This is a genomic window from Arthrobacter sp. 05T410 (genome assembly GCF_056396505.1).
Genome location: NZ_JBFTLP010000032.1, coordinates 25421 through 36299, shown reverse-complemented (window position 1 = coordinate 36299; position 10879 = coordinate 25421). Strand labels below are relative to the sequence as shown.

At 70.0% G+C, this 10879-nt stretch carries 12 protein-coding genes and 1 tRNA gene; 8 read left to right on the top strand and 5 right to left on the bottom strand.

All coding sequences use genetic code 11. The features are described 5' to 3' along the window. The 3 genes from AC1DFR_RS21360 to AC1DFR_RS21350 form a co-directional block, all read right to left on the bottom strand. Positions 1 to 247 (bottom strand): dihydrofolate reductase family protein (locus AC1DFR_RS21360; RefSeq protein ID WP_476874428.1); only part of this gene is annotated, 247 nt, incomplete at its 3' end. Positions 248 to 676: 429 nt separating this feature from the next. Continuing rightward, complete coding sequence (locus AC1DFR_RS21355; RefSeq protein WP_476850634.1) at positions 677 to 868, bottom strand: hypothetical protein; 192 nt, start codon at positions 866 to 868, stop codon at positions 677 to 679. Positions 869 to 1127: 259 nt separating this feature from the next. Then, a tRNA-Ser gene (locus AC1DFR_RS21350) sits at positions 1128 to 1217 on the bottom strand. Between the two features lie 127 nt (positions 1218 to 1344). On the opposite strand from AC1DFR_RS21350, the gene AC1DFR_RS21345 reads away from it, so the two are divergent. From AC1DFR_RS21345 to AC1DFR_RS21330, 4 genes are read left to right on the top strand one after another with little or no spacing between them, the layout of a single operon-like run. Continuing rightward, positions 1345 to 2406: a zinc-dependent alcohol dehydrogenase gene (locus AC1DFR_RS21345; RefSeq protein ID WP_476874427.1), complete on the top strand. Its 1062-nt coding sequence runs from the start codon at positions 1345 to 1347 to the stop codon at positions 2404 to 2406. Between the two features lie 3 nt (positions 2407 to 2409). After that, a complete protein-coding gene (locus tag AC1DFR_RS21340) occupies positions 2410 to 2808 on the top strand; it encodes a 6-pyruvoyl trahydropterin synthase family protein (RefSeq protein WP_476874426.1) in 399 nt (132 codons plus the stop codon). A gap of 9 nt (positions 2809 to 2817) precedes the next feature. Beyond that, the gene (locus AC1DFR_RS21335; protein WP_476874425.1) at positions 2818 to 4086 is read left to right on the top strand and encodes a glycosyltransferase; all 1269 of its coding nucleotides are present in this window, start codon (positions 2818 to 2820) and stop codon (positions 4084 to 4086) included. A 35-nt stretch (positions 4087 to 4121) separates the two neighbouring features. Then, positions 4122 to 5453: a DNA glycosylase AlkZ-like family protein gene (locus tag AC1DFR_RS21330; RefSeq protein ID WP_476874424.1), complete on the top strand. Its 1332-nt coding sequence runs from the start codon at positions 4122 to 4124 to the stop codon at positions 5451 to 5453. Positions 5454 to 5463: 10 nt separating this feature from the next. Here AC1DFR_RS21330 and AC1DFR_RS21325 read toward each other — a convergent pair whose 3' ends face one another. Next, positions 5464 to 5964 (bottom strand): nucleoside deaminase, encoded by a 501-nt coding sequence (locus tag AC1DFR_RS21325; RefSeq protein WP_230008679.1) that lies wholly within the window; start codon positions 5962 to 5964, stop codon positions 5464 to 5466. 89 nt (positions 5965 to 6053) lie between these two features. Between AC1DFR_RS21325 and AC1DFR_RS21320 the strand changes: the two genes are divergently transcribed. The 4 genes from AC1DFR_RS21320 to AC1DFR_RS21305 all read left to right on the top strand — a co-directional run bounded on the left by AC1DFR_RS21320 (position 6054) and on the right by AC1DFR_RS21305 (position 8741). Further along, positions 6054 to 6908 (top strand): phosphatase PAP2 family protein, encoded by an 855-nt coding sequence (locus AC1DFR_RS21320; protein ID WP_230008678.1) that lies wholly within the window; start codon positions 6054 to 6056, stop codon positions 6906 to 6908. A gap of 12 nt (positions 6909 to 6920) precedes the next feature. Further along, positions 6921 to 7556, top strand: a complete 636-nt coding sequence (gene upp / locus AC1DFR_RS21315) for a uracil phosphoribosyltransferase (protein ID WP_018774274.1) — start codon at positions 6921 to 6923, stop codon at positions 7554 to 7556. Positions 7557 to 7627: 71 nt separating this feature from the next. Next, entirely contained in the window at positions 7628 to 8005 is a 378-nt protein-coding gene (locus AC1DFR_RS21310) for a glyoxalase superfamily protein (RefSeq protein ID WP_026266579.1), read from the top strand. Positions 8006 to 8060: 55 nt separating this feature from the next. Next, positions 8061 to 8741 carry an HAD-IA family hydrolase gene (locus tag AC1DFR_RS21305; RefSeq protein ID WP_476850628.1) on the top strand — a complete coding sequence of 227 codons (681 nt, stop codon included), beginning with the start codon at positions 8061 to 8063 and terminating at the stop codon, positions 8739 to 8741. 53 nt (positions 8742 to 8794) lie between these two features. Here AC1DFR_RS21305 and AC1DFR_RS21300 read toward each other — a convergent pair whose 3' ends face one another. After that, positions 8795 to 10876 (bottom strand): ArnT family glycosyltransferase, encoded by a 2082-nt coding sequence (locus AC1DFR_RS21300; RefSeq protein ID WP_476874423.1) that lies wholly within the window; start codon positions 10874 to 10876, stop codon positions 8795 to 8797. Between the last annotated feature and the right edge of the window lie 3 nt (positions 10877 to 10879).

Genomic DNA, 10879 nt, shown 5'->3' with positions numbered 1-10879 from the left:
ACCCTGTCCAGTCCTCATCCCAGTCCCCGCGGACCGGGCCGAACATGTTCCGACCCATCACATACGCGCCCCGTGGGCGCATGAGCCACTCGTTCGCGACCTTGTCGGCATCGTTGGCCCGCGGGTCGCCGATGTGCCAGCCGTGCAGTTCCAGCCCCCGCTTGCCCAGGGGGTTCTCGCGGCTCTGGTCCGGCCCGGCGACGAAGCCATCCAGCGAGATCGACATGTGGCAGGTGGTGTCCGGCATCGCGAACCTCCAGAGTGATTGCGGCTTGCATGCGGTCGTGGGGATTCTGGGGATCGTAGCAGGTGATGGCATCCTCGACCACCGTCTCCGGCGGCTGGTCCCGACGGTCTCCTCACCCGGGCGCATGCGTCGGATTGTGGGTCTCAATGTCGGTCTAGGCCTGGTTGACCGGAGACTCAGCCGCCTCGGTGAGTGCTTCGATCGCAAACTGCGCGTTGCCCCGGCGTTGCTACGCCCAGAGGGCCCCAACTTGCGGTTGCCCTCACCGTTCACAAATGTTCTGTCACTGCCGCGTTACCGCGGGGCTTGCCGCGCTGATTCAGCCAACGTGACGCCTTTCGTGCGCTCGACCCCCCTGTCTTCCCGGGGGAGATACATCACGGCCGGCAACTCGCGTTTCCTTGGCCAGCTGTAGGGATTGTGACGCCCCTACCCCTTGGCTCCCGGCAGCCAGGTCGATGGGGCCGGCGAAGTGTCGCTGACCGGGCCCATGCACCGCGCGCACTGGAAGACGGGGCTCCCGTTTACGACGAAGGACGAGTAATGAGGTCCCTCGTTGTCGCAGCTGTAGCAATCGTTCATTGTGTAGAGGTTGCCTTCGTCGTCCACCCTGATCGTCATGCTCCCGATGGTAGGCGACGCCGTGCGCTGTGCCGAGACGGCCGGGCCGTGTTCAAGCAAGAACGAGGGCCGGAGTCGAAGCGACCCCGGCCCCCATCACGTTGGCGTTCACGCAGACCTGTTTGACGGCGACCTGGACTCAGTGTCGGACTCGCTGGATCACGTCGTCTCACTGGTTAGTGTGGGCAACCCCTAAATCCGGGCAAAGCAAAGGCCCCTGCTTCCCTTGTAAACAAAGGGAAGCAGGGGCCTCGCTACGTGGCGGTGACGGTGGGATTTGAACCCACGTTGGCTTTTACACCAAACAACATTTCGAGTGTTGCACCTTCGGCCGCTCGGACACGTCACCAACCTGACTAGGGTACCGGAGCAAGGCGCCCATCCACAAAACGAGCCCCAACGGCACCCGCCCGCCGACTCGCCGGAACCCGGCACCCTTCCCCGCGAACAGCCCGGGCACTAGATTCGTAAGCACAATGACGACTTCTGAACAGCACGCCACGGCCACCGCCTATTGGACCGTCGGCCCCGAACAAGGCGAGCTCCGCAGGGAGGACCTGCCCGCCCCCGGCCCCGGGGAGGCGTTGGTCCGGACTCTGTATTCGGGCATCAGCAAGGGCACCGAACTGGTAGTCCACCACGCGAGCGTCCCGGAGTGCGTCGCCAACGCGATGGCCGCCCCCAACCAGGAGGGGTCCTTCCCGTACCCGGTGAAGTTCGGCTACCTCACCGTGGGGGTGGTCGAGGACGGACCGGAGGGCTGGGCCGGGAAGACCGTATTCTGCCTCTATCCGCACCAGGACCGCTTCATCGTCCCGGTCGAAGCCCTCACCATCATTCCCGACGGCGTCCCGGCCCGCCGCGCAGTGCTCACCGGCACCGTGGAAACCGCGATCAACGGACTCTGGGAGGCCGGACCCCGCCTGGGCGACAGGGTTGCTGTGATTGGGGCCGGACTGGTCGGCGGTATGGTGGCCAAACTCCTGGCCGGCTTTCCGCTCGCGCGGCTGCAGCTGATCGACGTCGACCCCGCCAAACGGGCGTTCGCGGACGCCCTCGGCGTCGACTTCAGCCACCCCGACGACGCCCTCCCGGACTGCGACATCGTGATCCACTGCTCGGCCTCGCAGGAAGGACTGCAACGAAGCCTGCAGCTGGTGGGCGACGACGGCGACATCATCGAAATGTCCTGGTACGCCGACCGGAAAATCTCCCTCCCATTGGGGGAGGACTTCCACGCCCGCCGGCTGTCCATCCGCGCCAGCCAAGTGGGGATGGTGGCCCGCGCCCGCCGGCACCGCCGCACCAACGCCGAGCGTCTCGCGCTCGCCGTGTCCCTACTGCAGGATCCGGTCTTCGATGTCTTCCTGACCGGCTCCTCGACGTTCGCAGAGCTCCCCGGCGTCGTCCAGCGCCTCGCCGACGGCAACCTGGACGCCCTGTGCCACGTCATCGAATACCCGTCCTGGGACGCTCAATCCGCCGCCCAGCCCACTGAGTTCAAATCCGCCGCCCAGCCCACCGAAGCCACGAGGTAGCCCGTGTTTAGTCTGACCGTCCGCCGCAATTTCATGATCGCCCACAGCCTTCCGCGCGAGGTCTTCGGCCCGGCCCAGGGCCTGCACGGGGCCACGTTCGTCACGGAGGTGACCTTCCGCCGTCGTGAGCTCAATGACGACGCGATTGTGCTGGACATCGGCGCGGCAGGGGAAGCGGTGGACGAGATCCTGGACGAGCTGAACTACAAGAACCTCGACGAGCACCCGGACTTCTCCGGCAAGCTGAGTACCACCGAAGCCCTCGCCCGGTACATCGCCGACGCCGTCGCCGCCCAGATCCGCGTCGGCAACGACGGGCGCGACCTCGCCGGGCTGGACGTCACCCTGCGCGAGACTCCCGATGCCTGGGCCAGCTACTCGCTGGACTTCGACGCCCGCTAGGCCCCGCTGATGCCGCCGGCCAGCCCTCGTATCCGTCTTGTGGTGCCCGGCAACGTCCGGCACAACTCCGGTGGCAACGTCTACAACGCGGCGCTCGCCGCCGAACTGGCGGCCCTCGGTGCCGCGGTGAAAACCTGCCCGCTCGACGGCGACTGGCCGGGAGGCAGCGCGGGGGACCGGCGGCGCCTGGCCACGCTGCTGCACGCGGGGCCCGACGGCGGCCAGGCCGGGGGAGGCGGCCCTGCAACTGCCGGCACCGCAACCTGGGACACGGTGATGATGGTCGACAGCCTTCTGGCCTGCGGTGCGCCCGACGAGCTGGAAGCGGCTGCTGCGGCCGGGGTCCGGGTCTGGGTCCTGCTGCACATGCCCCTGCCGGACCACCCCGAGCGCGAACGCAGGGCCCTGCGGGCCGCTGCCGGCGTCATCTGCACGAGCGGTTCGGCCGCGGCGGGCATCCGCGCCCGCCACGGCCTCGACGGCCTCCGGGTGGCCCTGCCCGGGACCGCCCCCGCGCCGCTCGCGGCCGGCAGCCGGTCCGCCGGCGCTCCGCACCTCATTGCCGTGGCGGCCCTGCTGCCGAACAAGGACCAGTCGCTCCTGCTGGACGCGCTCGCCCGGCTCACGGTTGTGCCCTGGACGGCGTCCCTCATCGGCTCGGACACCGCCGATCCGGCCTACGCCGCGCAGCTCCGGAAGTCCGTGGAACGCCTGGGCCTGGCCGGGAGGGTCCGCATCCCGGGCGAGCTCCGGGGCCCGGCACTGGATGCTGAGTGGGATGCGGCCGATCTCAGCCTGCTGATCTCCCGGGCCGAAACCTACGGCCTGGTGGTCACCGAATCGCTGGCCCGCGGCATTCCCGTGGTGGTGCGCGAGGGCACCGGAGCCGTCGAGGCGCTCGCCGCCGGCACCCTGCCCGGGCCGCCGGCGGCCGGCACTCCGACGCCGGACAGCCCGCCGGACTTTCCGGCGCCCGGGTTGCCGGGCGCCGCCGTCGGGCTCGGAACGGACCCCGCTCCGCTGGCGGACCTGCTCCGCCGCTGGCTGGACGACCCCGGCCTCAGGGACCGCTGGCGGGAGGCGGCAGCGGCCGCCCGGGGCCGGTTGCCCGGCTGGGACGCCACCGCCCGGACCGTTCTGGGCTTCCTGTCGACGGAACCGACGGAACCCACGGAACCAACGGAACCGACGGAACCTACCGAAACCGCGGAAACCGCGGAACTCGGTGAAACAGAGGCACCCAGAAACCAGACGGCGCGGGTTGATACGGCTTCTTGATACCGCTGACAGAGAAGCTGTTGGAGAATGAGCCCATGAGCACCCACCCTGTCGCCACGCAATCGCCGTCGGTAGAAAAGCCCGTCAACCTGCCGGAGCCGCAGAGCCTGACCCCGGAGCGGCTCCGGGCATGGTCCTGGCACCGGCAGGGCCTGGATGGCTCGCTGGCTGGCTGGACGGCGGAGCAGGTCCTTGCCCGGGCAGGCTGGGCCCGGTCCGTGGGCGGCGCCAACCCCTACCTCACGCTCTTTGCCCGCGCCGGGATCCGCCGCGACGAGGTGGACGCCGACGTCCTCGCCCACCGGATCCTGGAACTTCCGGCCGCCCGCGGCTGCACGTACGTCCTGGGCCGGGAAGACTTCGCCTGGGCGCTTCAGCTGGGCCGGGACGCGGCCGAGTCCGCGTTCAAGGTGGTCGGCCGGCTCGGCGTGGACCGCGGCGAGATCACGTTGCTGGAAGAGCAGGTGCTGCACACCCTCGCCGAGGCGGAGGGGCCCATGGATCCGCGGCAGCTCAAGGACGAGCTCGGCGATTCAGTGCGCAACCTTGGCGAGGAAGGCAAGAAGAAGGGCGCCACCACCACGTTGCCTACCGCCCTGGGGATCCTGCAGTCCGACGGACGGATCCGCCGGGTCCCGGCGAACGGGCGCCTGGACCAGCAGCGCTACGCCTACCAGCCGTGGGGCCTGCCGCCCAGCGATCTTGACGACGAGGATGCGCGCACTGAGCTGATCCGCCGCTACCTGGGCTGGACCGGCGGGGCCACCTTCAAACAGTCGCAATGGTTTACGGGGTTCACCGTGGCGCAAAGCAAGGCGGCCCTCGCCGCCGTCGGCGCCGTCGAGGTGCCCACCGCCTTGTCCACAGTAATGGCCGGGTCACATGCCGCCGGCGGCGGGGACCCGCTGTGGATGCTGCCCGAGGACCTCGGCAACCTCGCCGCCTTCGAGGAGCCGGCGGGGGAACAGATCCAGCTGCTGGCAGGAACGGATTCCCTGTTCCTGCTGCGCCGCAACGCGGCGGACCTGCTGGCCGAGGAGGACCTGCACAAGCCGGCACTGGGGTCGCTCGCGCTGCAGGCGGATCTCCCGGACCACCCGATCCTGGACCGCGGCCTGATCATCGGACTCTGGCAGTACGATCCGGCCCAGGAACGGATCGTGCCCTGGCTGTTCCACGGCCCCACGCCCGCGGTGACGCAGCGGATCGCCGAGGTGGAAGCCTGGATCCGCGAGGACCTCGGTGATTTCCGGGCCTTCAGCCTGGACTCTCCGGCCTCCCGGCAGAAGCGGATCGATGGGCTCGCGGCTTCCGCGGCAGCCTCAGCGTCACCGGCTGGCGCGTCATCTGCCGGCGGCGCAGGCTAGCCGGAACGGATCAGGCGCGGTGCCCGGCGAAGAAGTCCCGCAGCAGCGCTGCGCACTCCTGCTCACGGACGCCTGCAACCACTTCCACCCAGTGGTTGAGCCGGCGCTCGCGGAGGATGTCGAACACGGAACCAGCGGCGCCGGCCTTCTCGTCCCAGGCACCGAACACCACCCGCGGAATCCTGGCGAGGACGATCGCTCCAGCGCACATCGCGCAGGGTTCCAGCGTCACCACCAGCGTGCAGTCCTCCAGCCGCCAGCCGTCGTCGCCCTTGCCCTCCAGGGCCCGGTGCGACCGCAACCGCGCGGCGGCCTCCCGGATGGCGACCATCTCGGCGTGGGCCGTCGGGTCTCCGAGGGCCTCGCGTTCGTTTCGCCCGGTGCCCAGCACCGAACCGTCCGGCCCGATCACGACGGCGCCGATCGGCACGTCTGCGGTGGCCAGGGCATTCCGGGCCTCAACCAGGGCAAGGCCCATCCACTGGGCATGGCGGGGCTCAGGGGCAGTCATGGGTCAATGATAGTTTCGATCCTAAGCATGCTGTGCAGCCCGGCTGCGCAGTCCACGGGTTCAAATAGTCAAATATTCGGGAGACGGCCGTGACCACCAGAACAGAGAACTGGCTGACGGAGCGCTGGGGCAAATGGGTGGTGCCCTACGCGGCGCTGTGGATCACCATGCTGATCGGCGGCGTGGTGGTGGTGATCCTGGCCCTGACGAGTGCCGAGGTCTACGACAACGTGGTGGACGACGCGGGCCTGGCGAACCTGGACAAGCCGGCGCTGGCGTTCATGGAGCAGCTTCGCAACCCCGGCCTCGACGCGTTCATCACGGGATTCACCAACATCGGCGGCGGCATCGGGATGCCCATCCTGGCCAGCATCCTCACGGCAGTGCTCATCTACACCTCCCGGTCGTGGCGGCCGCTGATCCTGATCGGCGGCGCAGCCGCGGTCTCCGTGACGGCCACGTCCCTGGGCAAGAAACTGATCGGCCGGACCCGCCCGGACCATGCCGACGCCGTGCCGCCCTACGAGAACTCGCCGTCGTTCCCGAGCGGCCACACGCTGAACACCACGGTGGTGATCGCGCTCGTGGTGTACCTGGCCTGCCTGCACATCAAGCGGACCGGCGCCCGGATCGCCCTGATCGCCGCTGGTGTGATCTTCATCGTCGCGATGGGCCTGAGCAGGGTCTACCTGGGCCATCACTGGATGACGGATGTGATCGTCGGGTGGGTCATTGGTCTGGCGTGGGTGGGGATCGTGATCCTGGCCCACCGGCTCTTCCACGTGCTCCGGCACCGCGAACACGCCGGCGACGCGCCGACTTTTGAGCATCCCGCCCACCTGCATGAAGGCGCCACCAAAGGCAGTGCCGTCGGCACTGCACAGGCAGGGACGAACGACGCCGATACCTCCGGCCCCGCGGGACGGTCCTCAGCATCCGGGTGATAGTTTTGACCCATGCGCACTCTCGTTGTGGACCACCCGCTGGTCGCCCATAAGCTCACCGTTCTGCGGGACAAGAACACCCCGTCCCCGGTCTTCCGCCAGCTCACCGAGGAGCTTGTCACGCTCCTCGCGTACGAAGCCACGCGTGACGTCCGCACCGAACCGGTGACCATCGAGACCCCCGTCAGCACCACCGTCGGCACCGCGTTCACCAAGCCGACCCCGCTGGTGGTCCCGATCCTCCGGGCGGGGCTGGGCATGCTCGAGGGCATGACCAAGCTGGTCCCCACGGCCGAGGTCGGCTTCCTGGGCATGGCCCGGGACGAAGAGACCCTGGACATCATCACCTACGCCGAGCGCCTCCCCGAGGACCTCACGGACCGGCAGATCTTCGTCCTCGATCCCATGCTGGCCACCGGCGGGACCCTGCGCGAGGCCATCAAGTTCCTCTTCAAGCGCGGCGCCTCCGACGTCACCTGCATCTGCCTGCTTGCCGCCCCGGAGGGCCTGGCCAAGCTGGAGGAAGAGCTTTCAGAGGCCAACGTCACGATCGTGCTGGCCTCGATCGACGAGAAGCTCAACGAGAAGTCCTACATCGTGCCCGGCCTGGGCGACGCCGGAGACCGCCTGTACGGCATCGCCGGCTAGGAGCGGCGCCGCCGAGGCGCAACACGGAGGATCCCTTCCGCGTCGCCGCGGACCGCGCTAGCCTGTGCGCCATGGATTGGAAACTTGAACTCGTGTTTGTGCCGGTGTCCGATGTGGACCGGGCCAAGGATTTCTACGTCAATAAGGTGGGCTTCAACGCCGACTACGACGAACGGCCCATGGAGGGCCTCCGGTTTGTCCAGTTGACGCCTCCGGGCTCCGGCTGCTCGATTGCCATCGGTGAGGGCCTCAACGACGCCCCGCCCGGTACCGCACCGAGCCTGCAGCTTGTGGTCAGCGACATCCAGGCCGCGCACAAGCAGCTCAAGGACAACGGAGTGGACGTCAGCGACGTCGACGTCCAGGACTGGGGGCACTTTGTCCACTTCGCCGACCCTGACGGCAACAAGTGGGCAGTGCAGTACATCCCCCACCGGCCCAACGGCTGATCCCGGCAGGCTCCGCGCGGGAGGCTGACCCGGGGCCATGCGGCAGGATGGAGGCATGAGCTCTGCATCCCGTTCCGGCACCACCACCCTGACCGCCCGCGCCGTCCTGTTCGATATGGACGGCACGCTGGTGGATTCCACCAGCATCGTGGAGCAGGTGTGGACCACGTTTGCGGCCCGCTACGGCCTGGACATCGGCGAGATCCTGCGCTCCTCCCATGGCGTCCAGGCCATGGACACCGTCCGCAGGTTTGCTCCGGCCGGTTCCGACATCCAGGCCCTCGCGGCCGAGCTCGGCCGGATGGAGCTGGCCGAGACCCGGGGCATTGTTCCGGTTCCCGGCGCGCCGGAGCTGCTGGCGAGCCTGCCGCCGGATGCCGTGGCGCTGGTGACGAGCGCGTCACGGGACCTGGCCGGGGTCCGGATGGCAGCCGCGGGGATCGGCGTCCCGGCCGTCTCGGTCACATCGGAGGACGTCATGCGGGGCAAGCCCCACCCTGAGGGATACCTCCGGGCGGCCTCCCTGCTGGGTGTCGCCCCGGCCGATGCGGTGGTGTTCGAGGATGCCCCGGCAGGCATTGCCGCGGGCATCGCCGCCGGCGTCCGGACCGTGGCCGTGGGGCCCAATGCCGGCGAACTGCCGGACGGTGTGCTGCACATTCCCGACTACTCCGGGGTGGCCGTGACCACACACGTCACCGGCGCCGGCCTGCGCACCCTGTCCTTCACTTTCTAGCCCCCACCTTCTAGCCCGCCGCTGCCCGGCCCGGACCTGACGGCGGCGCCCGCCTACCCGGCCAGCAGGTACACGCTGGTCCCGCCCACGGTCCGGGCGGTGAAGTTGTCCTGCACCCAGGCGGCAATCTGCGCGGCGTCGTTGGCTCCGCTTTCGCCCTGCATCAGGCGCCCGGCAATGAAGTAGTGGATCCTGCCGTCGGCCACGTATTGCTGGAACTGCGCCAGGGTCGGTGCGGGGTCCGTGCCGTTGAACCCGCCCACGGCCATCACCGGGAGCTGCGTCGCCAGTTGGTAGCCGGCGGCGTTGTTGGATCCGACGACGGCGGCGGCCCACGTGTAGGTCCCGGCATCTGTCTGCAGCGCGGCCACGAGCGCCGCCGACGGCGTGCTGGCCCCGAGCAGGCCGCCCATTCCGCCCGCCCCTGGTCCGCGGCCTGTGCCTGTGCCTGTGCCGTTGGCCGTCGTGGCACCGCCGAAGCCGCCTCCTGCCGCGCCGCCGAGGGCCGGCGGTATCCCGGCCCCGCCCCGTCCGGACACGGCCGGCCCGGCGCTGACAATCGAGCCGCTGTGGGCCGTGGCCGCGGTGGACAGCGAGTAGGCCAGCGGACCGGCGAGGGCCGCGGCGACGGCGAGCGCCGCCGTCGTTCGCGCCACCGTCTTGGACGCCATCATCCCCGTCCCTTTCACCCCCGCGGCCCCCTTGGCGCCCGGGGCCCCTGCGGCCAGCACGAGGCCGGCGGCGGCGAGCGCGCCCAGCAGCGTCACCCAGCGCAGCCACGGCATGTACGCCGCGGTGCGGACCAGGAGTTCGGCGGCCATGGCGCCGGCCGCTACGATCGCCACCGCGAGGACGGCGGCGGCCACGGGCTGGTTCCGCCGCTGCCAGAGCAGGACGCCGCCGAGCCCGGCGAGCCCGGCGATCCCGGGCGCCAGCGCCACCATGTAGTACGGGTGGATGATCCCGGCCATGAAGCTGAACGTCAGCCCGGTAACGGCAACCCAGGAGCCCCAGATGATCACCGAGGCCCGTACCGGGTCGGTGCGCGGCGCGCGGCGGCCCAGCCAGAGCAGCCCCGCTCCGAGCAGCAGCGCCGAGGGCAGCAGCCAGGCGATCTGGCCGCCGAACTCGCTGTTGAAGAGCCGGAACAGCCCGGGCGTGCCCCAGCCGTTGCTGCCGCCCACACTCCCGGTTTCATCGCCGTTCAGCCGGCCCAGGCCGTTGTAGCCCAGGGTCAGTTCCAGGATGGAGTTGTTCTGCGAGCCGCCGATGTACGGGCGGTCCGCCGCGGGAATGAGTTCGACGGCGGCCAGCCACCACCCGGCGGCGACGGCCATCGCCGCGCCCGCACCGAGCAGGTGAAGAATGCGTCTGCCTGCCGCTGCCGGCGCCGCGAGCAGGTAGGCCACGGCGAAACCGGGGACAACCAGCAGGACCTGCAGCTGCTTGGTGAGGAACCCGAAGCCCAGCAGCACCCCGGCGAACAGCAGCCAGCGCACGCGCGCGTCCTGGATGGAACGCAACACGGCGTAGGCGGCCGCGGTCATGAGAAGCACCAGCAGGGCGTCGGGGTTGTTGAACCGGAACATCAGCACGGCGACCGGTGTCAGGGCCATGGCCGCACCGGCGAGGAGCCCCGCGCGGTGGGCCAAACCGGCGTCGGCCGTGGCGGGGGCCGCGGCCCGGCGGACGGCCAGATAGACCAGCCAGACCGTGCCGACCCCCATGAGCGCCTGCGGCACCAGGACGCTCCAGGAGCTCAGCCCGAAGATCCGCACCGACAGGCCCATCACCCACAGCGACGCCGGCGGCTTGTCCACGGTGATGGCGTTGGCGGCGTCGGAGGAGCCAAAGAACCAGGCCGCCCAATCCTGCGACCCGGCCTGGGCCGCCGCGGAGTAGAACGCGTTTGCCCAGCCGGAGGCGCCGAGGTTCCACAGGTACAGCACGGCCGTGGCCAGCAGCAGCCCCGCCAGTTCCAGCCGCATCCGCAGGGCCGGGGCGCCAAGGACGGCGCGCGTGCCGCCGGCAGCCGGGGGCTCCAGTCGCCGACGGCGGTCCCGGGCTTGCGGCCGCGGCCGCCCCGGCGTGCGGGCCGGCGCCGTGTCGGGGCGGGAGCTCAGGGTGTCAGTCATGGC

Coding starts and splice junctions, on each gene's coding strand:
- AC1DFR_RS21345 (WP_476874427.1), top strand. CDS start 1,345: ATGACGACTTCTGAACAGCACGCCACGGCCACCGCCTATTGGACCGTC.
- AC1DFR_RS21330 (WP_476874424.1), top strand. CDS start 4,122: ATGAGCACCCACCCTGTCGCCACGCAATCGCCGTCGGTAGAAAAGCCC.
- AC1DFR_RS21355 (WP_476850634.1), bottom strand. CDS start 868: ATGACGATCAGGGTGGACGACGAAGGCAACCTCTACACAATGAACGAT.
- AC1DFR_RS21305 (WP_476850628.1), top strand. CDS start 8,061: ATGAGCTCTGCATCCCGTTCCGGCACCACCACCCTGACCGCCCGCGCC.
- upp (WP_018774274.1), top strand. CDS start 6,921: ATGCGCACTCTCGTTGTGGACCACCCGCTGGTCGCCCATAAGCTCACC.
- AC1DFR_RS21325 (WP_230008679.1), bottom strand. CDS start 5,964: ATGACTGCCCCTGAGCCCCGCCATGCCCAGTGGATGGGCCTTGCCCTG.
- AC1DFR_RS21300 (WP_476874423.1), bottom strand. CDS start 10,876: ATGACTGACACCCTGAGCTCCCGCCCCGACACGGCGCCGGCCCGCACG.
- AC1DFR_RS21335 (WP_476874425.1), top strand. CDS start 2,818: ATGCCGCCGGCCAGCCCTCGTATCCGTCTTGTGGTGCCCGGCAACGTC.
- AC1DFR_RS21310 (WP_026266579.1), top strand. CDS start 7,628: ATGGATTGGAAACTTGAACTCGTGTTTGTGCCGGTGTCCGATGTGGAC.